The organism is Aurantimonas endophytica, from assembly GCF_014196845.1.
GTDB classification, from domain to species: domain Bacteria; phylum Pseudomonadota; class Alphaproteobacteria; order Rhizobiales; family Rhizobiaceae; genus Aurantimonas; species Aurantimonas endophytica.
This window is the reverse complement of sequence record NZ_JACIEM010000001.1, coordinates 1,255,787-1,277,684: the sequence shown is the minus strand read 5'-3', so window position 1 is coordinate 1,277,684 and position 21,898 is coordinate 1,255,787. Positions and strand designations below refer to the sequence as shown.

Annotated in this window: 21 protein-coding genes and 1 other annotated feature; of the genes, 9 read left to right on the top strand and 12 right to left on the bottom strand. The window is 67.6% G+C overall.

The features are described 5' to 3' along the window. Nucleotides 1-46: 46 nt before the first annotated feature. The 7 genes from GGR03_RS06230 to GGR03_RS06200 all read right to left on the bottom strand — a co-directional run bounded on the left by GGR03_RS06230 (nucleotide 47) and on the right by GGR03_RS06200 (nucleotide 7,502). A complete protein-coding gene (locus GGR03_RS06230; protein ID WP_183206680.1) occupies nucleotides 47-1,330 on the bottom strand; it encodes a glycine hydroxymethyltransferase in 1,284 nt (427 codons plus the stop codon). Nucleotides 1,331-1,343: 13 nt separating this feature from the next. Continuing rightward, the gene (locus GGR03_RS06225) at nucleotides 1,344-2,561 is read right to left on the bottom strand and encodes a CaiB/BaiF CoA transferase family protein (RefSeq protein WP_183206679.1); all 1,218 of its coding nucleotides are present in this window, start codon (nucleotides 2,559-2,561) and stop codon (nucleotides 1,344-1,346) included. Continuing rightward, the gene (locus GGR03_RS06220; RefSeq protein WP_183206678.1) at nucleotides 2,561-3,343 is read right to left on the bottom strand and encodes an enoyl-CoA hydratase/isomerase family protein; all 783 of its coding nucleotides are present in this window, start codon (nucleotides 3,341-3,343) and stop codon (nucleotides 2,561-2,563) included. The genes GGR03_RS06225 and GGR03_RS06220 overlap by 1 nt, the downstream gene beginning before the upstream one ends. A gap of 4 nt (nucleotides 3,344-3,347) precedes the next feature. Next, nucleotides 3,348-4,628: a TRAP transporter large permease gene (locus GGR03_RS06215; protein ID WP_183206677.1), complete on the bottom strand. Its 1,281-nt coding sequence runs from the start codon at nucleotides 4,626-4,628 to the stop codon at nucleotides 3,348-3,350. Next, complete coding sequence (locus GGR03_RS06210) at nucleotides 4,625-5,155, bottom strand: TRAP transporter small permease (protein ID WP_183206676.1); 531 nt, start codon at nucleotides 5,153-5,155, stop codon at nucleotides 4,625-4,627. Before GGR03_RS06210 ends, GGR03_RS06215 begins: the two co-directional genes overlap by 4 nt. Nucleotides 5,156-5,264: 109 nt before the next feature. Beyond that, the gene (locus GGR03_RS06205) at nucleotides 5,265-6,242 is read right to left on the bottom strand and encodes a TRAP transporter substrate-binding protein (protein ID WP_183206675.1); all 978 of its coding nucleotides are present in this window, start codon (nucleotides 6,240-6,242) and stop codon (nucleotides 5,265-5,267) included. Nucleotides 6,243-6,305: 63 nt separating this feature from the next. Next, the gene (locus GGR03_RS06200) at nucleotides 6,306-7,502 is read right to left on the bottom strand and encodes an aminotransferase class V-fold PLP-dependent enzyme (protein WP_252920086.1); all 1,197 of its coding nucleotides are present in this window, start codon (nucleotides 7,500-7,502) and stop codon (nucleotides 6,306-6,308) included. Nucleotides 7,503-7,661: 159 nt separating this feature from the next. Between GGR03_RS06200 and GGR03_RS06195 the strand changes: the two genes are divergently transcribed. Continuing rightward, the gene (locus GGR03_RS06195) at nucleotides 7,662-10,634 is read left to right on the top strand and encodes an FAD-binding and (Fe-S)-binding domain-containing protein (protein ID WP_183206674.1); all 2,973 of its coding nucleotides are present in this window, start codon (nucleotides 7,662-7,664) and stop codon (nucleotides 10,632-10,634) included. Beyond that, nucleotides 10,631-11,305 carry a GntR family transcriptional regulator gene (locus GGR03_RS06190; protein WP_183206673.1) on the top strand — a complete coding sequence of 225 codons (675 nt, stop codon included), beginning with the start codon at nucleotides 10,631-10,633 and terminating at the stop codon, nucleotides 11,303-11,305. Before GGR03_RS06195 ends, GGR03_RS06190 begins: the two co-directional genes overlap by 4 nt. A 41-nt stretch (nucleotides 11,306-11,346) precedes the next feature. Here the strand turns inward: GGR03_RS06190 and GGR03_RS06185 are convergent, their stop codons facing one another. After that, nucleotides 11,347-11,847 (bottom strand): NUDIX hydrolase, encoded by a 501-nt coding sequence (locus GGR03_RS06185; RefSeq protein ID WP_183206672.1) that lies wholly within the window; start codon nucleotides 11,845-11,847, stop codon nucleotides 11,347-11,349. Nucleotides 11,848-12,099: 252 nt separating this feature from the next. Here GGR03_RS06185 and GGR03_RS06180 point away from each other — a divergent pair, with 252 nt between their 5' ends. The 3 genes from GGR03_RS06180 to GGR03_RS06170 all read left to right on the top strand — a co-directional run bounded on the left by GGR03_RS06180 (nucleotide 12,100) and on the right by GGR03_RS06170 (nucleotide 15,292). Then, nucleotides 12,100-12,516, top strand: coding sequence for a CopG family transcriptional regulator (locus GGR03_RS06180; protein ID WP_183206671.1), 417 nt, complete (start codon nucleotides 12,100-12,102; stop codon nucleotides 12,514-12,516). 44 nt (nucleotides 12,517-12,560) lie between these two features. Next, a complete protein-coding gene (locus tag GGR03_RS06175) occupies nucleotides 12,561-13,682 on the top strand; it encodes an extracellular catalytic domain type 1 short-chain-length polyhydroxyalkanoate depolymerase (protein WP_183206670.1) in 1,122 nt (373 codons plus the stop codon). 80 nt (nucleotides 13,683-13,762) lie between these two features. Continuing rightward, nucleotides 13,763-15,292 carry a bifunctional aminoglycoside phosphotransferase/ATP-binding protein gene (locus GGR03_RS06170; RefSeq protein ID WP_183206669.1) on the top strand — a complete coding sequence of 510 codons (1,530 nt, stop codon included), beginning with the start codon at nucleotides 13,763-13,765 and terminating at the stop codon, nucleotides 15,290-15,292. A gap of 13 nt (nucleotides 15,293-15,305) precedes the next feature. Here GGR03_RS06170 and GGR03_RS06165 read toward each other — a convergent pair whose 3' ends face one another. Continuing rightward, nucleotides 15,306-15,566 carry a helix-turn-helix domain-containing protein gene (locus GGR03_RS06165; RefSeq protein WP_183206668.1) on the bottom strand — a complete coding sequence of 87 codons (261 nt, stop codon included), beginning with the start codon at nucleotides 15,564-15,566 and terminating at the stop codon, nucleotides 15,306-15,308. Between the two features lie 296 nt (nucleotides 15,567-15,862). Between GGR03_RS06165 and GGR03_RS06160 the strand changes: the two genes are divergently transcribed. Next, nucleotides 15,863-16,000 carry a hypothetical protein gene (locus tag GGR03_RS06160; protein ID WP_183206667.1) on the top strand — a complete coding sequence of 46 codons (138 nt, stop codon included), beginning with the start codon at nucleotides 15,863-15,865 and terminating at the stop codon, nucleotides 15,998-16,000. Nucleotides 16,001-16,087: 87 nt separating this feature from the next. On the opposite strand, the gene carA is transcribed toward GGR03_RS06160, so the two are convergent. Next, nucleotides 16,088-17,275 carry a glutamine-hydrolyzing carbamoyl-phosphate synthase small subunit gene (carA, locus tag GGR03_RS06155; protein ID WP_183206666.1) on the bottom strand — a complete coding sequence of 396 codons (1,188 nt, stop codon included), beginning with the start codon at nucleotides 17,273-17,275 and terminating at the stop codon, nucleotides 16,088-16,090. A 361-nt stretch (nucleotides 17,276-17,636) separates the two neighbouring features. Here carA and GGR03_RS06150 point away from each other — a divergent pair, with 361 nt between their 5' ends. Then, the gene (locus tag GGR03_RS06150) at nucleotides 17,637-18,086 is read left to right on the top strand and encodes a GatB/YqeY domain-containing protein (RefSeq protein WP_183206665.1); all 450 of its coding nucleotides are present in this window, start codon (nucleotides 17,637-17,639) and stop codon (nucleotides 18,084-18,086) included. A 40-nt stretch (nucleotides 18,087-18,126) separates the two neighbouring features. Here GGR03_RS06150 and GGR03_RS06145 read toward each other — a convergent pair whose 3' ends face one another. Further along, the gene (locus GGR03_RS06145; protein WP_183206664.1) at nucleotides 18,127-18,846 is read right to left on the bottom strand and encodes an LrgB family protein; all 720 of its coding nucleotides are present in this window, start codon (nucleotides 18,844-18,846) and stop codon (nucleotides 18,127-18,129) included. After that, entirely contained in the window at nucleotides 18,839-19,195 is a 357-nt protein-coding gene (locus GGR03_RS06140; RefSeq protein WP_183206663.1) for a CidA/LrgA family protein, read from the bottom strand. Before GGR03_RS06140 ends, GGR03_RS06145 begins: the two co-directional genes overlap by 8 nt. Before the next feature lie 166 nt (nucleotides 19,196-19,361). Then, nucleotides 19,362-19,414 (top strand) — a sequence feature (sul1 is cis-regulatory element that is thought to sense ions involved in sulfur or methionine metabolism; They are found in Alphaproteobacteria). A gap of 62 nt (nucleotides 19,415-19,476) precedes the next feature. Here GGR03_RS06140 and GGR03_RS06135 point away from each other — a divergent pair. Both GGR03_RS06135 and GGR03_RS06130 read left to right on the top strand, forming a co-directional pair. After that, a complete protein-coding gene (locus tag GGR03_RS06135) occupies nucleotides 19,477-20,961 on the top strand; it encodes a SulP family inorganic anion transporter (protein ID WP_183206662.1) in 1,485 nt (494 codons plus the stop codon). Nucleotides 20,962-20,972: 11 nt separating this feature from the next. After that, nucleotides 20,973-21,827, top strand: a complete 855-nt coding sequence (locus tag GGR03_RS06130) for a universal stress protein (protein WP_183206661.1) — start codon at nucleotides 20,973-20,975, stop codon at nucleotides 21,825-21,827. The last annotated feature ends 71 nt before the right edge of the window (nucleotides 21,828-21,898 follow it).

The window sequence follows — 21,898 nt, the reverse complement described above, 5'->3', positions numbered from 1 at the left end:
GCGGACGATAGGCAGGATGTTGGGTAGTCGCAGTCTGTCGGCGCGTCTACCCCGGTGAAGCTGATGCCAGGGCCGCCGATACCGCATGCCGGCAGGCGAGTACCGCTTCGTGTTCCTCCGCCGGTGGCTGGCCCTGCTCGTTCGTCGCGCGCAGCAGGGCGGCCACCGCTGCGGCGACCGCCGTCAGGCTGTCCGGGGCAATGCCGATGCGGGCGGCGAGCTGGCTGCCGAAGCGCAGCCCGTGCCTTCCCGGCTCGCCCGGAACCGGGCAACGGCCGACGAGCAGATGGCCCCGCTCCAGCGCCGCCATCGCCGCCTTGGTCGCGTCGAGACCGCCGATCGGCACGACCACCTGATGGCTCTGGGCCGGTGCGGCAGGAAGGAGGACTGGCAGGTCCGCTGCCGCGAGCGCCGTCTTGAGCGTCGTGGCGAGGTCGATCGTCCGGCGGGCGTAGGTGCCGCCGCCACGGAACTCGGCGAGGGCGCCCGCCAAGGCCGGCAAGCGGGCGGCATCCTGATTGGCCAAAAGCGTCGAGTCGGCGAAGTCGGCGAAACGCGCGCCGATTTCGGGATCGGTGCCGGCGACGATCGCGCCGGTCGGTCCGGCCAACGTCTTGTAGGTCGACATCGTGAGGAGATCGACGCCGTCGCGCAGCGGGTTCGGGAAGACGCCGCCCGCCGCCAGTCCGGCGACGTGGGAAAGATCGTAGACCGTGATCGCGCCCACACCGCGGGCGGCGGTGACCACCGGTTCCAGGGCGTCGGGACCCAGCATGACGCTGCGGCCCAGCATGACCAGGCGGGGCCGGTGGGCGCGCACCAGCGCGGCGGCAGCGAGCGAGTCGAGGCGCTGCCGCGCGGCATCGAAGGGCAGTTCGACGATGTCGAGGCCGAACAGGGACGGCGTACCGCCGCGCCGCTGGCTGAGATGGCCGCCATCGGTCGCTGCCGGGGCGAGGATCGTATCGCCCGGCGAGGTGAAGCACGCGAAGACGGCGAGATTGGCGATGGTGCAGCTGGGCAGCCGGCAGTCGGCCCAGGCGGCGTCGAAGACCTCGCAGGCCAGCCGGCTGGTCAGCACCTCCAGCGAGGCGGCGAAGTCGCTGCCCGGCTGCTCCTTGTCGCGCGGCGGGCCCATGAACGGCATCAGGCTGAGCGTCGGATCGAAGCCGGCGGCAAGCGCCGGCGTCAGGATGTTGGCGCCGGCGTAGAGGTTCAGCCGCTCGTGCCTGAGACGATGCGCCTCGCCGCGCACCCGCTCGGCGAGCTCGGCCTGCAACGCGTCTGCCGACACGCCGGCAAGGTCGTCGAAGCGGTCGGTACGGGTCACGCGCCCTGCGCCATCAGCGGCCGGCCGCGCTCTCGCGGACCGCGCCGGAGGCCAGGAAGGCGTCGACGGCGTCGTCATCCCAACCGTATTCCGCCAGCACCTCGCGGCTGTGCTGGCCGAGCAGCGGCGCCGGCCGGATCACGCCGCCGGGGGTCTCCGAAAACTTGATGGGCAGGCCGATCGCCTTCACCGGTCCAGCGGTCGGGTGCGTGGTCTCGACCACCATCTCGCGATGGAGCGTCTGAGGGTCGCGGTGCATCTCGCCGACGTCCAGCACCGGCCCAGCGGGCACGCCCGCGGCTTCAAGCCGTTCCAGCCATTCGGCCGACGTGCGGGTCGAGAAATGATCGTCGAGAATCGCGGCGAGGGCGGGCAGGTTCTGCATGCGGTCGTGATTATTGGCGAAGCGCGGGTCGGATGCCAGTTCCTCGGCGCCGATCACCGCCAGCATGCGCTCCCAGTTCTTCTGGTTGGCGGCGCCGAGATTGATCCATCCGTCTTCGGTGCGGAAGGCCTGGTAGGGGGCGTTCAGCGGGTGGGCGGAGCCGAGCGGGCCCGGCGCCACGCCGGTGGCGAAGGCAATGGCCGACTGCCAGTAGGTGTGGGTGATGCCTGCCTCGAAGAGCGAGGTGTCGACCTTCTGGCCTTCGCCGGTCTGCAGCTTGCGTGCATAGGCGGCGGCGCAGCCAAGCGCGCCGAGGATGCCGGCGGTGATGTCGGTGACCGGCGCGCCGGACTTCACCGGCGGGCGCCCGGCGCCCTCGCCGGTGATCGACATCAGCCCGCTCATCCCCTGCGCAATCAGGTCGAAGCCGCCGCGGCCGGCATAGGGACCGGTGCGGCCGAAGCCGGAGATCTCGCAGTAGATCAGCCCGGGATTGGCCTCGCGCAGCTTCTCGTAGCCGAGGCCGAGCTTCTCCATCGTGCCCATGCGGTAGTTCTCGATGACGACGTCGGCGGTCTCCAGCATGCGCCGCAGCACCGCCTTGCCGTCTTCGCTCTTCAGGTCGAGCACGATGCCGCGCTTGTTGCGGTTCATCATCATGTAGGCGGCGGATTCGCCGTTGATGTCCGGCGGCAGGAAGCGGCGGGTGTCGTCGCCCTCCGGCTTCTCGACCTTGATGACGTCGGCGCCCATGTCGGCGAGCATCATGCCGCAGACCGGCCCGGCCATGATATGCGCCAGCTCGACGACCTTCATGCCCTCGAGCGGGCCCTTGGCGGCAGCCATCAGCGGCCCTTCCATTCGGGTTTGCGCTTGCCGAGGAAGGCTTCGATGCCCTCCTTGAAGTCGACGCTCATATAGGCCTTGACGACGAGGTCGCGGTCGTCGGCGCCGGCGCCCTCGACGCGCAGGCGGCGCAACGCCTCCTTGGTGGTGGCCAGCGTGATCGGCGCGTGCCCGGCGAGCAGCGAGGCCAGTTCCTCGGCGCGGGCGATCAGGGCCGCGTGGTCGGCGATGATCTCGGACACCAGGCCGCAGGAGAGTGCTTCCTCGGCGCCGAGGAGGCGCGCGGTGAAGATGATCTCCTTGGTGCGGCCGGGCCCCATCAGGCTGGAAAGGCGCGAAAGGTTGGTGATCGACAGGCAGTTGCCGAGGGTCCGCGCGATCGGGAAGCCGAAGCGAAGATCCGTCGTGGCGATGCGGATGTCGCAAGCTGCAGCGATGGCGGCGCCGCCGCCGGTGCAGGCCCCCGAGATCGCCGCGATGATCGGCAGCTTGCAGGCCTCCACCGCTCCGAGCACGACATCCATCTTGTGCTCATAGTCGAGCGCGTCCTGGTCGGCAGAGAAGCCGCGAAACTGCGCCATGTCGGTGCCGGCGGCAAACGCCTTCTCGCCGGCGCCGGTGACGACGAGGCATTTCACCGAGCCGTCGGTCGGCACGGTCCGGCATATCTCCGCCAGGCCTTCGTACATGGCGAAAGTCAGCGCGTTGCGGGCCTGCGGCCGGTTCAGCGTGATCCAGCCCGTCCTACCGCGGACCTCGTAGAGGAGTTCGTCTTGGCTCATCGGGCTACCTGTAGAAATACTCGACCAGGAACATCGGGACTGCCGGCACATACGTGCAAAGCAGCAGGACGAACAGCAGGACCCCGATAAAGGGCAGGTTTGCCTTCGACACGTCCCAGATATTCGCCTTGGCGATCGAGCATGCGACGATCAGCACCGAGGCCACCGGCGGTGTCTGCTGGCCGATGGCAAGGTTCAGCGTCACCACCAGGCCAAAATGCACCGGGTCGATGCCGGCCTGCTGGATCAGCGGCACGATCACCGGCACGACCAGGATGATCGCCGCGGCCGAATGCAGGAAGAACCCGATGATCAGGAAGAAGACATTGAGGATCAGCAGGATCAGGTACTGGTTGGTGGTGATGTCGAGAATGCCGGCGGCCAGCTCCTGCGGCACGCGCGCCTGCGTCAGATAGCTGCCCATCAGGATCGAGGCGGCAACGAGGAGCATGACGACGGCGGTCTGGATGCCGCCTTCCAGCATCGCCTGCTTGAGCTGCCGCCAGTCGACCTCGCGGTACCAGACGCCGACCAGGATAGAAGCGACGACGGCGACGCCGGCACCTTCGGTCGCGGTCACGTAGCCGCCGAAGATGCCGCCGAGGATGATCACCGGCAGGGCGAAGGTCGGCAGCGCGTCGATGAAGGTCGTGCGCAGATGGCGCAGGTTGAAGGCTTCCTCGATCGGCAGATTGTATTTCACCGCGTAGTAGTAGGCGACGCCCATCAGGCCGGCTGCGCCGATCAGTCCCGGCACGACGCCCGCGACGAAGAGCTGCTCGATGCTGGTGCCCGAGGCGACGGCATAGAGGATCATCGGGATCGAGGGCGGGATGATGATCGCGAGCGACGCCGACGAGGAGGTGATGGCCGCGGCGAAGGGCGCCGAATAGCCGCGCTTCTTCATCTCCGGAATGATGATCGATCCCATGGCGGCCACGTCGGCGACGGCCGAGCCGGAGATCTCTGCGAAGAACAGCGACACGCCGACATTGACCATCGCCAGGCCGCCGCGCACGAAGCCGATCAGCGCCGAGACGAAGGCGATCAACCGCCTGGTGATGCCCGTGGCGTTCATGATGGCGCCGGCCAGCACGAACATCGGGATGGCGATCAGCGAGAACGAGCGGGCGCCGTTGTACATGTCGAGGGCGATGGTCACGAGGGCGCCGGCGCCGTCGGTCAGGAAGATCGCCAGCACGGCGGAGAGCGCCAAGGCTACTGCGATCGGCACGTTGATGCAGACCATCGCGACCAGCGCGACGAACATCGCCAGGATCATCATGGCCGGGTTCCCTCATCGACGGTCTCGTGCGCCAGCGGCGGGTGGACCAGCGAGCGGCCGGCCATCACGTCGCGCCAGTAGTCGGGAAAGCTCAGCAGTTCGGCGACGATGAACAGGATGGCGCCGATCGGGATGATCGACTGGGTGAGCGCGACCGGCACCCAGGTGAGGCTGACGAGCGACTCGCCCTGGAGGATGCTGAGCACCTCGAGCCCCGACCAAGCGAGCAGCACGAAGAACAGGATCACCAACGCCTCGGCAAAGAGGACGGCGATCTTTCGCGCCTGCAGCGGCAGCGAGAGGAGCACGTCGTCGAAGCCGATATGGCTGCGCTTCAGCGCGGCCAGCGCGGCGCCGTAATAGGTGATCCAGGCGAGCAGCACACCGGCGATCTCGTCGTACCAGGAGAGCGAAGCGCCCATCTTACGGTAGATGACGGCCGAGACCACGACGACGGTCAGACCGATCATCAAGGCGATGACCACCCAGGTCAGGAATTCGCCGAGGATTCTTGCCAGCTGGCGCAATTTCGCCTCCCGCGTCCGTCGGACGCCGATTTATCGTCGATGCAAGGGAAGAGGGTGCCAGCCGAGCGATCGGCCGGCACCCGGAGAAGGAACACGGACGCCCGGCCCCTCAGGAGCCGGCGGCGAGCGCCTGAATGTCCTCGACCAGCTTCTGGCCGCCTTCGACCTGCGAGCCGAATTCCTCGTATATCGGCGCCGACGCTTCGATGAAGGCGTCCTTGTCGGCTTCGTTGACCGCGACGCCCGCCTCCTCGATCTTGCCGACGAGTTCGTCGTCCATCTGCTGCGAGCGCTCATAGGCGAAGTCGCTGGACTTGGTGGCGCAATCCTGGATGACGGTCTTCAGCTCGTCGTCCCAGCCATCCCAGTTGCGCGAGGAGGTCGTGAGGAACGCGGGCGAATAGACGTGCCCGGTCATCGACATGAACTTCTGCACTTCCTGGAAGCGGCCGGAATAGATCTGCGCGAGCGGGTTTTCCTGGCCGTCGATGACGCCGGTCTGCAGCGCCGTGAAGACCTCGGAGAAAGCCATCGGCGTCGGGTTGGCGCCGTAGCTCTGGAACATCTTTACCCGCCATTCGCCCTTCGGCACGCGCAGCTTGATGCCCTGAAGGTCGGCCGGGACGTTGACCGGCTTGACGTTGCTGGTCACGTGGCGAAAGCCGTTTTCCCAGAAGCCGAGGATCTGGTAGCCGCGGCCGGCAGCAGCCTCGACGAAGGTGTCGCGCTTCTCGTCGCGCACCTTCTTCATGTGGTCGCGACTCTTGATCAGATAGGGCATCTCGAAGACGCCGAAGACCGGCGACACGGAGCTCATCACGGAAGAGGGGATGGAAAAGTCGATCTGTCCGAGCTTCAGCTTCTGCAGCATTTCCTCGTCGCTGCCGAGCTGCGAGGAGCCGTACACCTGCACGGTAGCCTTGCCGCTGGCGGCGACGCATTCGGCGAAATTCTCCGCCGTCGCCTCGTAGAGCGAGCCGGGGTCGCCGACATGGCCGAGGTCGAGGGTTTCCTGCGCCCCGGCGCCCGCGGTCGGAGCGAGCAGCGCCGCCGCGGCGACGCCGAGCATCAATCTGCGTATCGTCATTGGTCTTCCTCCCGTTATTGTCGTTGGCGGACGGCTCCTCAACCGCCCGGTCGTCTTCTCCGCCTATTCCGCCGCCTGTCGCGCCTCCGCCGGCGCTGCCGCGGCGAGTATCGCCATCGCGGCGTCGACACCGCCGGAACGGTGCTTCACCCCGGCCAGCTTCAGCCCCATCTCGACGCCTCCCAGCGTCCCGACGAGGGTGAGATCGTTGTAGTCTCCCAGATGGCCGATCCGGAAGATCCTGTCGGCAAGCTTCGACAGGCCGGCGCCGAGCGACATGTCGAAATTCTCCAGGATCGTCTTGCGAAGCGCGTCCGCGCCCTTGCCGTCCGGCATCAGCACGGCGGTCAGGGCGCCCGAGTGCTGCGCCGGGTCGGCGCACAGCACTTCCAGGCCCCACGCTTCGACCGCGGCGCGCGTGGCCGCCGCATGGCGCTGGTGGCGGGCAAAGACGTTCTCGAGGCCTTCCTCGTCGAGCATCTCCAGTGCTGCGTCGAGCCCGTAGAGCAGGTTGGTGGCCGGGGTCGAGGGGAAGAACCCGTTCGGGTTCATCGCCAGCATCTCGTCCCACGCCCAATAGGACCGCGGCATCTTTGCGCCGGCCTGGGCGGCGATCGCCTTGTCGGAAAGGGCGTTGAAGGAAAGCCCCGGCGGCAGCATCAGGCCCTTCTGCGAGCCGGCGACGGTGACGTCGACGCCCCATTCGTCGTGGCGGTAGTCGATCGAGGCGAGCGAGGAGATCGTGTCGACGAGGAACAGGGCGGGATGACCCGCCGCGTCGATCGCCTTGCGGATGTCGCTGATCGGCGAGACGCAGCCGGTCGAGGTCTCGTTGTGGACGACGCAGACGGCCTTGATCTCGTGTGCGGCATCGGCCTTGAGCCGCTCGCCGATCGCCGCGGCATCGGCCCCGTGGCGCCAGTCGCCGGCGATGAACTCGGTCCGCAGCCCCAGCCGCTCGGCCAGCTTCTTCCACAGCGAGGCGAAGTGGCCGCTCTCGTACATCAGCACGAGATCGCCCGGCGACAGCGTGTTGACGAGTGCCGCTTCCCACGCGCCGGTGCCCGACCCCGGGTAGATCACCACCGGATTGGTCGTCTTGAAGACCCTGCGGATCCCGGTCAGGACGCGCTTTGCCATGGCCTGGAAGTCCGGCCCGCGATGGTCGATCGTCGGCATGTCCATCGCCCGCAGCACGCGGTCGGGGACGTTGGTGGGCCCGGGTATCTGCAGAAAATGCCGGCCGGCTCGATAGGTCACGATGGCGTCTCCCCAGGATCGGCGCTTACGCGCAAGTGATCCGCTTGGTCTCCAGCGCTCTTGCCGGGCTGGCGAATTTTTGCAATCCAATTGGATTATGAATTCATTATGCGTGTCAAGCGGGCGGCGCGATAATCGCTGCAAAGGGAGCTGGTCGAAATGGGGGAGATGATCCGCCCGGGGCTGGCACGCCGGCTGTCGCGAGAGATTGCCGGGGAGGTGCATCTCGACCGCTTCACCCGCGGCCGCTACGCCACGGATGCCTCGATCTACCAGATCATGCCGGCGGGCGTGGTCGTGGCCAGAACGAGCGAGGACGTGGCGGCGGCGCTCGATGCGGCGCGCGAGGAGGGGCTGGCCCTCACCATGCGGGGCGGCGGTACCTCGCAATGCGGTCAGACGGTTAATTCCGGGCTCATCGTCGATACCTCGAAATACCTGAACCGCCTGCTGGAGCTCGACGTCGCGGGACGCCGCGCGCTGGTCGAGCCCGGCATCGTCCTCGACGACCTCAACCGACTGCTGAAGCCGCACGGGCTGTGGTTTCCCGTCGATGTCTCGACCGCCTCGCGGGCGACGATCGGCGGCATGGTCGGCAACAATTCATGCGGTGCGCGATCGCTGCGCTACGGTACGACGCGCGACAACGTCATCGCGATCGACGCGATCCTCGCCGACGGCACGACGGGCCATTTCAGCGAGCTCGGCGAGAACGCCGCGGGCGAGCCGCCGCGCGACCTCGTCGCCGCCATGCTGGCGCTGGGCCGGCGCGAGGCGGACGAGATCGCCCGGCGCTTCCCGACGGTGCAGCGGCGGGTCGGCGGCTACAATATCGACGCGCTGACGCCGGCCTTCGAGCCGGTGAACCTTGCGCATCTGCTGGTGGGTTCGGAAGGAACGCTTGCCATCTCGACCGCCATCGAGATCGCCCTGTCGCCGCTGCCGAAGCCGACCAGGGTGCTCGGCGCCTGCCATTTCCCGACCTTCCGCGCCGCGATGGAGGCGGCCCAGCATCTCGTCGCGTTGAAGCCGACCTCGGTCGAACTCGTCGACGCGACGATGATCGGGCTCGCCCGCCGCATCGACATGTTCGTGCCGACGCTGGAGGCCTTCGTCGAAGGCGATCCGGCGGCGCTGCTCCTGGTCGAGTTCGCCGACGAGCCGGATGAGAACGCCGCCAGCATGGCGGCGCTCGAGGAGGTGATGGCGGGCCTTGGTTACGGCTTCGGGCGCGGCGGGCGGCATGAGGGCGGCGTCGTCGCGGTGTCCGACCTGAAGCTGCAGACCGCCATCGCCGAACTGCGCGCCGCCGGCCTCAACATCATGATGTCGATGAAGGAGGAGGGTAAGCCGGTCTCCTTCGTCGAGGATTGCGCCGTGCCGCTGGAGCACCTCGCCGACTACACCGACCGGCTGACGGCGATCTTCGAGAAGCACGGCACCCGCGGCACCTGGTATGCGCATGCCTCGGAAGGCTGCCTGCACGTGCGGCCGGTCCTCAACATCAAGCTCGACAAGGACGTCAAGGCGATGCGCGCAATCGCCGAGGAAGCCTTTGCGATGGTCCGCGAGTACAAGGGCTCGCATTCCGGCGAGCATGGCGACGGCATCGTACGCTCGGAATTCCACGCGCAGATGTTCGGGAGCCGGATCGTCGCCGGCTTCGAGGAGGTCAAGGCGGCCTTCGATCCCGGGAACAGGCTCAATCCCGGCAAGATCGTTTCGGCGCCGAAGATGGATGACCGCAGCCTGATGCGCTACCCGCCCGGCTATGCGGTAGCGGACCTGCCCACCGGCTTCGACTGGTCGGCCTGGCCTGGATCGGCGGGCGGGCTGCAGGGCGCCGTCGAGATGTGCAACAACAACGGCGCCTGCCGCAAATCCGCCGGCGCCGTGATGTGCCCGAGCTATCGCGTCACCCGCAACGAGCGCGACGTGACGCGCGGCCGCGCCAACACGCTGCGCCTGGCGCTGTCCGGCCAGCTCGGGAAGGACGCGCTATTCTCCGACGAGATGGCCGCGACGCTGCAGCTGTGCGTCTCCTGCAAGGCCTGCCGGCGCGAATGCCCCACCGGCGTCGACATGGCGAAAATGAAGAGCGAGGTGCTCTACCAGCGCGGCAAGGCAAAGGGGTACTCGCTGAAGGACCGGCTGATCGCCGGCCTGCCGCGCTACGCCCCGGTGGCGGCCCGGCTCTCCGGCGTGGTTGGCCTGCGCGACCGCATTCCCGCGCTCGCGCGGTTGTGGGAGCGGCTGTTCGGCCTGTCCCGCCGCCGCTCGCTGCCGGGCTTCCGGCGTGACTGGTTCCGCGACAGCGAAGGCACGGTGGCGGGCCTTCAGCCAGAGACGAAGGGCGTCGTGTTGTTTGCCGACACGTTCGGGCGCTGGTTCGACCCCGAGACGCTGCGGGCCGCCGTGCGCGTGCTGGAGGCGGCCGGCTATGCCGTGAAGACCGCCGCGGTGCCGGAAGGCGGGCGGGCGCTCTGCTGCGGGCGGACCTATCTCGCGGCCGGCATGCTCGACCGGGCAAAGCTCGAGGCCGAGCGCACGATAGCCGCGCTGCTTCCGGAGATCGATCGGGGCTGGAGTGTCGTCGGGCTGGAGCCTTCGTGCATCTTCACGCTGCGGGACGAGTTCCTGGCGCTGGTGCCGGGCGAGGCGGCGCAGCGCGTCGCCGAGCATTCGCTGCTCTTCGAGGAATTCCTGATGCGCGAGAAGAAGGCCGGGCGCCTTGTGCTGCCGCTGGGGCCACTTGGCCGGCCGGCGCTGCTGCACGGCCACTGCCACCAGAAGGCGTTCGGCGCCATGTCGGCAGTGGAGGGAGCGCTGCGGCTGATTCCGGAACTCGATCTGTCGGTCGTGGAGTCGTCTTGTTGCGGCATGGCGGGTGCGTTCGGCTACGACGCGGCGACGATCGACGTCTCGATGGCCATGGGCGAGCTGTCGCTTCTGCCGGCGGTGCGGGCGGCACCCGCCGATGCGATCATCGTCGCCGACGGCACGTCGTGCCGCCACCAGATCGACGACGGCGCCCAGCGCCAGGCGGTGCACGTCGCACAGGTCCTGGCTGCGGCGCTCGATCATGGCCGGCCGTCCCTGTCGCAACCTGGTGAGATGGGAGTCAGCCGATGAGCCTCGCCGACCCTCGCCTCGACGGTCCGCTTGCCCGGCCGGCGCTCGCGGTTGAGCTGACCGACAGGCTGCGCCGGATGATCATGGAGGGCGAGCTGACGCCGGGCGAGAAGGTGCCGGAAAAGCTTCTGACGGAGCGGTTCGGCGTCTCGCGCACGCCGATCCGCGAGGCGATCAAGGTGCTCGCCCATGAGGGCTTCGTCACGCTCCTTCCCAACCGCGGCGCGGTGGTCGCAGCGCAGAGCCTGGCAGAGCTCGCCGAGCTGTTCCCGCTGGTTGCGGTGCTGGAGGGGCTGGCCGGGGAACTGGCCGCGACCCGCGCCACCGACGCGGAGATCGCGGCCATCGCGGGTGATACGCTCCGCCTGCGAGCGGCCTATGAAGATCGGGACCGTCCCGCTTATTTCGCAATCAACCAGGCGATCCACACGGCCATCCTGGCAGCGGCGCGCAGCCCGACGCTCGTCCAGCATCATTCCATCCTGGCGCGCCGCGTCTACCGGGCGCGCTACCAGGCCAACCTCACCCCGGAGCGCTGGCTGGCTGCCACGATTGAGCACGAGGGTATCGCGGCGGCGCTCGAAGAACGCGAAGGCGAGCGTCTCGGTCGGCTGCTGCGCGAGCATCTGACGCACAAGCTGCAGGCATTGGCGGCGAGCCACCTCGAATAACCTGCGGGAGGCCGATCCGAACGTTACCCGGCCGGCAGGGATCATTCAGCGCGCGATGCGCTTCGCTCTTCCTTGGCCAGCTTTGCAGCCTTGGCAGAACCGCCGCGGCCGGCCGGCTGCTTTTCCGCGCGCCGGGCGAAAGCGCGCAGGATCGCCTGCAGTTCGGGCTCCTCGACCAGTTCGCTCGCCTCCGCCGCCGTATGCCAGCAGCGGCGCCGCTCCGCACTCTCCGGCCATTCGTCGAGAAGGTGCGAAACCGGCAGAGGAAACACCGCGACCCGGCAGGCGATGCCGCCGGTCTCGGTCCGCTTCTCGTAGTCGAAGGTGCCGAGCGAGGTCTTGTCCGCCTTGCCGACGACGCCCGCCTCCTCATAGGCCTCGATGGCCGCGGCGCGGTGCGGCCGGCGGTTCTTCATCGGCCAGCCCTTGGGTATTACCCACCGACCGGTATCCCGCGACGTGACCAGCAATACCTCGACGCCGTCCGCACCGGCCCGGAAGGGCAGAGCGGCGAATTGTTTGCGGCGCTTCGTCTTGGGCATGGCGGCATCCGGCTCCGTCGGCAGACTGTCCGAATCGGGAGCGTCACCCAACTTTACAGGGCGATGCAGCAATCGGGAACGATAAGAAGTCAGAAAGACTTAGGTAGTGTCTGCCTGATCCACAACTCTCTGGGGTTGCGTAGCGTCAGAATCCTGCCGGCGTGGCCGGGAGGATCGAAAATCAGCGCCACAGGCTTGTGCACGACGATAGCGCCATCCATCTACCATCCACATGGATGTAGATCATGCGGCATGGCGACGGAAATCATGGCGGCGAAAAGCGCTGCCGACAGCGAGAAGATCACGATCAATCTCGGCTTCGTCGATCTCGGGCAGATCGAGCTGCTCGTGAAGGAGGGGTTTTATTCGAACCGCACCGACTTCATCCGCACTGCCATCCGCAACCAGCTGGAACGCCACGAGCATGCGGTCCGCCAGTCCGCGGCCCGGCGCTCGCTGGACCTCGGACTGCGGCGGGTGACGCGGCAGGATCTGGAGGGCTTCCGGGAGCGGGGGGAAACTCTCGCCCTCAACGTCCTCGGTCTTGCGATCATCGATCCGGACGTCTCCGTCGAACTCGCGCTCGACACCATCGCCTCGCTGCACGTGCTCGGCTCGCTGCAGGCGAGCCCCGCCCTCAAGACCGCGCTTCGCGGCCGTATCGGCTGACCCGGTTCGGCCGGGATCAAGTTCACCCCAGGAAGGGGATTAGCATGAAGCCATTTTCCGGATTCGACATGATCAAGGTCATGCGGCTCACCAGCAAAGGCCGTCTGCACGACGCCATGGCCGTTCTCGGCGGCACAAGCGGCGGCCATGGGCACCCGGCGGAGACAGCCGGCAAGGGCGCTGCCGCGCCCCGTGCCCGAGCCGCCCCATCGGCGTTTCCGGCAGGGCTCACCGAACGGTGGCGCCGCATGGCCGATGCCGGCGCCGTCAGGCGGACCGGTGCCGAGCCGGCGGCGAAGAACGCGGTGCCGGTACCGGACGGGGCACAATTCCTGACGCGGCTGTTTGCCAATACCGCCGGCACGCGCGACTACAAGCTCTATGTCCCGAGCAGGCTCGCCGAGCGGGAGCTGGCGCTGATCGTCATGCTGCATGGCTGCACCCAGTCGCCGGATGATTTCGCCGCCGGCACGCGGATGAACGAACTGGCCGAGGAAACCGGCTTTCTCGTCGTCTATCCGGCGCAGTCGAAGGCTGCCAACAGTTCCAAGTGCTGGAACTGGTTTTCCGCCGCCGACCAGGAGCGGGAGCGTGGCGAGCCGTCGCTGATCGCCGGCATCACCCGCGAGATCGTCGCCGAGTTCGGCGTCGACCCGAAGCGGGTCTATGTTGCCGGCCTATCCGCCGGCGGCGCCCAGGCGGCGATCATGGGCGCGACCTATCCCGATCTCTTCGCGGCCGTTGGCGTTCATTCTGGTCTCGCCTGCGGCGCGGCGCGCGACGTCGCTTCGGCCTTCAAGGCGATGAGCAAGGGCGGCGCCCCTTCGGGGTCACGGGGGGCCGGCGTGCCGACGATCGCCTTCCACGGCGACGGCGACGCGACGGTCAACAAGGTCAATGGCGACCATGTCATCGCGCAGGCCAAGGCGGGCGATGATTTCACCGCCGAGCGCGACAAGGGCCAGTCGCCGGGTGGCGTCGCCTATACCCGCACGCGCTATCGCGACGAGCGGGGCAGGGCACTGCACGAGCACTGGCTGCTCCACGGCGCCGGCCACGCCTGGGCGGGCGGCAGCAGCGCGGGCACCTACACCGACCCGCGCGGTCCGGACGCGAGCCGCGAGATGCTGCGCTTTTTCCTCGATCAGGAGGGGCCCTCGAGCTGACCCCCGGCTTGTCGTCGCGCGGCGCTGGCGTGATGATGCCAGGCGCGGAGCGAGCCGGCGTCATGGCAGGAGGGGGTCCGATGGGTGGCGAGGGCCAGGACGAGACGATCGACTTTCTCCGCCACGCGGCGTTCGAGGGGGTCGACCCGGGGGCGGTCGAAACCGTCACGACGCATATCTCGGCCGTCCTCATCGGCGGCGACCGGGCGGTCAAGCTGAAACGGGCGGTCAGGCTGGGATATGTCGACTTCTCGACACCGGAACGCCGGCTGGCCGCCTGCGAACGCGAACTCGAACTCAACCGGCGCACCGCGCCGGCGCTTTATCGGCGGGCTCGCCGGATCGTACGAGGGCCGACGGGGGCGCTGGCGCTGGACAGCGAAGGGCCCCTCGTCGATGCGGTCGTCGAGATGGCGCGCTTCGAAGGCGAGGGGCTGTTCGACCAGATGGCGATCGATGGCACGCTGACCGCTTCGCTGATGACACGGCTTGCCCGCCATATCGCCGCCTTCCACGTCCGTCTGCCGGCTGATCATGGGGCAAAGGGCGCGGCTGTGATGGCAGCGGTCCTCGACATCAACGAGGGCGCCCTCTCAACCACCACGGTCTTTCCGGCCGACGAAGTCGCGGCGTTCAACCGGCGCTTCCGCGCCGCGCTGGCGGCTCATGGGCCTCTCCTCGATCGGCGCGGCGAAGCCGGCAAGGTCCGCCGCTGCCATGGGGATTTGCATCTCCGCAACATCTGCCTGGTGGACGGCGAGCCGACGCTGTTCGACTGTCTCGAATTCGACGAGGCGATGGCGACCACCGACATCCTCTACGACCTCGCCTTCCTGCTGATGGATCTCTGGCACCGGGGCCTCGAGGAAGCGGCCAACCTGGTGCTCAACCGCTATCTCGACGAGATCGACGAAAGCGACGGGCTGCCGCTACTGCCCTTCCTGATGGCGGTAAGAGCCGCGGTCCGGGCGCATGTCAGCGCCACGCGAGCGGCTGAAGGAGGCGCCGGCGCGGCGGGCGCGATCGGCGAGGCGCGCGCCTATTTCGATCTCGCCCTCGACCTCCTCGAGCCGCGTGCGCCGCGACTGGTCGCGGTCGGCGGCCTCTCCGGCTCCGGCAAGTCGACCGTCGCGGCGGCGATCTCGCCCGAGATAGGCCCGCCGCCGGGGGCCCGCATCGTCTCCAGCGATCGGCTCCGCAAGCGGCTCTTCGCCGTCCCGGTGGAAACGCGGTTGCCGGTCGAATGCTACACGGCCGACGTCTCGCAGCGGGTCTACGACGAGATGATCGGTTCGGCAGAACGGATCGCCCGGCTGGGGCACGGTGTCGTGGCAGACGGAGTTTTCGACCGCGCGTCCGAGCGTAGGCGCATCGCTGCCGCTGCCGCGGTGGCCGGAGTGCCCTTCACCGGACTATGGCTCACGGCGCCGACCGAGCGCCTGCTGGAGCGGGTCGCCCGGCGGACCGGGGACGCATCCGATGCCACGACCGATGTCGTTCGTGAGCAGGTGGCGCGTGCGCGCGAACCGGTGGAATGGCGGGTGCTGCCGAGCGAGGCCTCGATCGAGATTGTCGCCGAGCGGGCCCGCCGGCTGATCGACGGGCTGTGACAACCTCCCGATGTCAGCTCCGGGTTTCTGCAGCCGTCTCGACGAGAGCTTCTTCGGCGGAACGCGGCAGGGGCCGACCGTCGTAGGCTTCGTAGCCGAGTGACAGCGCCATGCAGGCCAGTTCGACGCTCTTCGGGATTTCGACCTTCTTTCCGTCCCGGTCGCCCTTCTCGTAGTACTGGATGACGCGCTTCTTCAGCCCGAGCTTTTCGGCCGCATCCTTCTGCTTGAGGCCGAGGGATTTTCGCCAGGTCTTGAAGGTCTCGGGGGTCATTCACTCTCCATCTGCCCGCATATGGCCAGGATTCAGTTTCGAGAAAGCTTTCGTCCTGCACAATCGCTTGCATCGTCGCGTCTGCAGCGCGACGGCGTTCTAAGCCGGCTTCGTCGTGTCGGCAAACGAAAATATGCACCGCGTGCGCTAAATCGCCATTGACTTAGCGCACCGAGTGCGCATCTTTAGTTCAATGCCAAAGGGCGGACGTCCTGAAGCTGTCAAGAGGAGCCAGCGGGTTCCCTTGGGGCGGCAGGCCCGGGTCTTTGGTTCCTGATAAAAAGAGGAGCGGTAGAATGCTTGCTGATATCATCGTCGGTCGCTCTTCCTATGGCGGCGACCGAGACCGCGACGACCTGCATCGCCACGCGACCTTCAATTGCGGCGTGCGGGCCTGGTTCAAGCGCCTGATGGCCCGGATGGGCTGGGCGTAAACCGCCAGCGGACATGACCTGAAACGACAACGGCGCCGGAGATCATCCGGCGCCGTTGTCGTTTTCGCAGGAGAGAGGCCTCCGCCGTCAGGCGGCGGCAGCCTCTGCCCGGTGGGCGTCGATCATCCTGAAAAAGCGCTGGAAGAGGTAGTGCGAGTCCTGCGGGCCGGGCGAAGCCTCCGGATGGTGCTGTACCGAGAAGACCGGCCGGTCGGACAGGCGCAGGCCACAATTGGTACCGTCGAACAGCGAACGATGGGTTTCCTCCACGCCCTGCGGCAGCGAGCCGGCGGACACTGCGAAACCGTGATTCATCGAGACGATCTCGACCTTGCCGGTGGTGAAGTCCTTCACCGGATGGTTGGCGCCGTGATGGCCCTGGTGCATCTTCTCGGTCTTGCCGCCGAGCGCCAGCGCCATCAGCTGGTGGCCGAGGCAGATGCCGAAGACCGGCACGTCCTTCTCGATCAGCGCCTGGATCGTCGGCACGGCATATTCGCCGGTCGCGGCGGGGTCGCCCGGGCCATTCGACAGAAACACGCCGTCCGGCTGATGCGCCATGATCTCGTCGGCGGTCGCCGTCGGCGGGACGAGCACGACGCGCGCGCCTTCGCCGGCCATCAGCCGCAGGATGTTGCGCTTCGTGCCGTAGTCGACGGCGACGATCGTGTAGCGCGGCTCGCCGCCCTTGGCGTAGCCGCTGCCCCAGACCCACGGCCGCTCGTCCCAGACCAGCGTCTCGGTGGTGGCGACGTCCCTGGCGAGGTCGAGCCCGACGAGCCCGCTCCAGGCGGCCGCGCGGCGCTGCAGGGCAGGAATGTCGAAATTGCCCTCCGGATCATGGGCGATCACCGCATTGGGCATGCCCTTCTCGCGGATCAAAGCGGTCAGTGCCCTGGTGTCGATGCCCGACAGAGCGACGACGCCGCGCGCCTTCAGCCAGGCGTCGAGATGGCCGGAGGAGCGGTAGTTCGACGGTTCGGAGACTTCGGCACGGAAGATCGCGCCGACGGCGCCGGCGCCGTTCAGCGGCACCATGTCCTCCTGGTCCTCGTCATTGGCGCCGACATTGCCAATATGGGGGAAGGTGAAGGTGACGATCTGGCGCGCATAGGAAGGATCGGTCAGGATCTCCTGATAGCCGGTAAGCGCGGTGTTGAAGCAGACCTCGCCCTCGATCGCCCCGGGGGCGCCAAGGCCGAATCCCTCGATCACCGTCCCGTCGGCGAGAACCAGCAATCCGGTCGCCTTCCGCTTCGTCCAACCTTCGGTCATGATGTCTCCAAGCTCGTTCGTCCGCAGGGGTCCGCCCGTCGCGCGTCGCTCTTCCGCAGCCCCGATATCGGCGCAGGGCAGCTATGAGACAAGGGACTTGTGGACCGGTGGGGAAATCTCTACATCCGCCTTCGGTTGCACCGCAAGAGGCTGACGCGACCCGAGGACGTCCCGCGGCCGATCGGCCCGAGCGGCAACGCCCGATGCATTCGAGAGACACGATAGAGTCACATTGAGCCGAAGCTGCGGCATTGCGCCCAATTCGGCTTTACCTTCTTCTGCAACAAGTATGCATTACGCTGACGCGGCCCCGTTCACCGGGACGCGGGCGTCGATGCGAACAAAAAACGAAAGCCTGACCATGCGCGAGCAACTCGCGGAAGCCCTGACCGCCGCTACCAAGAACCAGGAGCGCCGCCGCGTCTGTACGCTGCGGCTCATCAACGCCGCGATCAAGGATCGCGACGTGGCCCAGCGTTCGGCGGGAAGGGACCCGGTGGGCGACGAGGACATCCAGCTGATTCTCGCCAAGATGATCAAGCAGCGGATCGAATCGGCAAAGGCCTACGACGACAGCGGGCAGCCCGAACTCGCCGCGCAGGAGCGCGAGGAGATCGGCGTCATCAAGGAATTCCTGCCGCCGCAGCTTGGTACCGGGGAGATCGAGCAGGCCTGCAAGAAAGTCGTCGAGGATACGGACGCCAGGGGTCTGCGCGACGTCGGCCGCTGCATGAACGCGCTGAAAGAGCGCTATCCGGGCCAGATGGACTTCAACCAGGCCTCGACCCTGGTCAAGGGCATGCTGCGCTAGCATTCGCCCAGCGTCCCGGTGAGGCCATGCCCCGGGACGATCAGAAGAACAGCACCCAGACCAGTGGCAGGAGCAGCGCCGTCGCCAGCGCGTTCAGCCCCATGGCGAGGCCCGAGAAGGCGCCCGCCACCTCGCTCTCCTGCAGGGCCCGCGCCGTGCCGATGCCGTGCGAGGCGGTGCCCATGGCGAATCCCCGCGCCGCCTCGTCGCGGATGCCGAGCAAGTTGAGCACCACCGGGCCCAGGGCCGCACCGAGAATTCCCGTCAGGATCACGAAGACCGCCGTCAGCGAGGGCAGGCCGCCGAGCTTCTCGGCGATGCCCATCGCCACCGGCGCGGTCGCCGATTTCGGCGCCAGCGAGGCGAGGCTGACCGCGTCGAGCTGCGTCAGCGCGCCGACGGCGAGGGCCGAGGCAATGGCGGTGAGCGAACCGGTCAGGAGGCTCGCCGCGATGGCCAGCGCGCTGCGCCGGACCCGGTCGAACTGCCGGTAGAGCGGGATCGCCAGCGCCACGGTCGCCGGGCCGAGCAGAAAATGGATGAACTGCGCCCCCTCGAAATAGGTCTGGTAGCTCGTGCCCGTCGCCGTCAGCACCGCGACGACCAGCGCCACCGTGACCAGCACCGGGTTGAGCAGCGCCGTCGAGCCGGCCTTGTGGTACAGCCACACCGCCCCCTGATAGGCGATCAGCGTCATGGTCAGCGCCAGAAGCGGGCTCGCCGCCAGGTAGACCCAGACATCGACCAGCGTCTCACCCATCGGAACGCTCCCTGCGACCGGGGCCGAGCCGGTTCATCACCAGCGCCGTCACCGCGATGGTCGCCAGGGTCGAGACCACCAGCGTCAGGCCGATCGACAGTGCCTCGCCCTCGAGCCGGCCCGCATGCATCATGATGCCGGCGCCCGCCGGCACGAAAAGCAGCGAGAGATTGGCGAGCAGCCCGTCGCCGACCTTGCCGAGGCTGGCCGGCACGCTTTTGCGCAGCAGCAGGAACGAGAACAGAAGCGCCATGCCGATCACCGGGCCGGGCAGCGGCAGGCCGAGCGCGACGGTGATCGCCTCGCCGGCGAGCTGGCACGCGAAGATGGCAGTCAGAGCCTGGAGCATCGGGCACCCGTGTCGAAAAACGTCGCAAGAGAGTTAGCCGAGCGGAGGCCGCGGCGGAATGGGCGAACCATCTTGTAGCGTGGGGCCTGCCACAATGCGGCTATGGTGGCGACATCGGTTTGCCGCGGTTGATCTCGCACTTGCGAAGTGGCATGAACGCCTGATGCAAGGACCCATTGAATTGGGTGGCTACGCCGGGCGCCCATCCCTCGGCTAACTTCAGACCGATCTGTCGCCAGCCGGCCGACGCCTCGCTCTCCCCGCGCAAGTCAAAGAACCCAATGTTTTCCCTGGAAACACTCCGCCGCGAGTGGTTCGGCAATGTCCGCGGCGACCTGCTCGCCGGGCTCGTCGTCGCACTCGCGCTGATTCCCGAAGCCATCGCCTTTTCCATCATCGCCGGCGTCGACCCGCGGGTCGGACTCTACGCGTCCTTTTCCATAGCGGTGCTGATCGCCTTTACCGGCGGGCGCCCGGGGATGATCTCCGCCGCGACGGCCGCGACCGCGGTCCTGATGGTCACGCTGGTGCGCGACCACGGGCTGGAATATCTGCTCGCCACCACGGTGCTGGCGGGCCTCCTGCAGATCGCGGCGGGATTCCTCAGGCTGGGCAACGCCATGCGCTTCGTCTCGAAGTCGGTGATGACGGGCTTCGTCAACGCGCTGGCGATCCTGATCTTCATGGCGCAGATTCCCGAGCTGATCGACGTTCCCAGCCTGACCTACGTGATGGTCGCCGCAGGCCTTGCGATCATCTATCTGTTTCCCCGCCTGACCACGGCGATCCCGTCGCCGCTGGTGACGATCGTCGTCCTGACCGCCGTGTCGCTGTTCTTCGGCCTCGACCTGCGCGTCGTCGGCGACATGGGGGAGCTGCCCTCGACGATACCGTTCTTTCTGCTTCCCGACGTGCCGCTGACGCTCGAAACGCTGATGATCATCCTGCCCTATGCGGCGGCGGTGGCGGTCGTCGGCCTGCTCGAATCGCTGATGACGGCGCAGATCGTCGACGAGCTGACCGACACAGGCTCCGACAAGAACCGCGAATGCGTCGGGCAGGGCATCGCCAACACGGTGACCGGCTTCTTCGGCGGCATGGCCGGCTGCGCGATGATCGGCCAGTCGGTCATCAACGTGAAGTCCGGCGGTCGTGGCCGGCTCTCCTGCTTTGCGGCCGGCGTGTTCCTGCTGTTTCTGATCGTCGTCCTCGGCGACTGGGTGGCGGTGATCCCGATGGCCGCGCTGGTGGCGATCATGATCATGGTGTCGATCGGCACGTTCTCCTGGGAATCGCTGAAGAACCTGCGCGAGCACCCGCGGCGCTCCTCGGTGGTCATGCTGGCGACCGTCGTCACCGTCGTGTGGACCCACAATCTGGCCATCGGAGTGCTCGTCGGCGTCATGCTGTCCGGCGTGTTCTTCGCCTGGAAGGTGGCGCAGATCTTCCGCGTCACGTCTGATCTGTCGGAGGATGGCCGCACCCGGACCTACCGCGTCGAGGGACAGGTGTTCTTCGCCTCGACCGACCAGTTCGCCGCCGCCTTCGACTTCAGGGAATCACTCGAGAAGGTCGTCATCGACGTCGGCGCGGCACATATCTGGGACCTTTCGGGCGTTGCAGCGCTCGACCGTGTGGTGCTGAAGTTCCGGCGGGAAGGCGCCGAGGTGGAAATCCTCGGCCTCAACGAAGCGAGCGCGACGATCGTCGACAAGCTCGCCATCCATGACAGGCCCGGGGCGATGGACAGAATCACGGCGCACTAGGGAGGATTGCCATGAACAAGATCATCGCCTGCATCGACGGGTCGAACTACGCGACGAGCGTCTGCGACCATGCAGCCTGGGCCGCACGGCGGCTCGACGTGCCGGTGGAGATCGTCCATGCGCTCGGCCGTCGCGAAACGTCGAGCCGGCCGTTCGACCTCAGCGGCAGCCTCGAGCTTGGCGGCCGCGAGGCGCTCCTTGCCGAACTCGCCGAGTTCGATGCGCAGAAGGCCAAGCTCGCCAACCGGCGCGGCCGGCTGATCCTGGAGCAAGCAGCGGCGCGCGTGAAGGCCGACGGCGTCTTGCAGGTGACGGAGCGCCTGCGTAACGGCGAGGTCACCGAGGCGATCAAGGAGATCGAGCCGGAGGCCCGGCTTGTGGTCATCGGCAAGCGCGGCGAGGCCGCCGACATGGCCAAGGGCCATCTCGGCTCCAATCTCGAGCGCGTGGTTCGTTCGATGACCAAGCCGCTGCTGGTCGCCTCGCGGGCCTTCCAGCCCATCGAGCGCTTCCTGGTGGCCTTCGACGGCGGCCGCAGCTCGCCGATGATCGTCGAGCGGCTGCTGGCCAGCCCGCTGCTCAAGGACGTCGCGTGCCATCTGTTCATGGTCGGCGACGGCAGCGGCGAGCCCGGCCAGCGGCTGCACGCGGCCCGCGAGCAGCTCGCCGCGGCGGGCTACAAGGTCACCGTCGGCGTCGAGAGCGGCGATCCGGAGACGGTGATCGCCGAGAAGGTGAGGCGCGACGGCATCGGGCTTCTCGTCATGGGCGCCTACGGCCATTCGCGGATCCGCAACCTCATCGTCGGCTCGACGACGACGGCGCTGATTCAGGCCTGCACCGTGCCGGTGCTGGTCATCCGCTAATCCTGCCCGAGACAAGGTGGGGGTTGCGCCGCTGCCGGTGCGATCCCCATCCCATTCCTGGCCCGAACGCG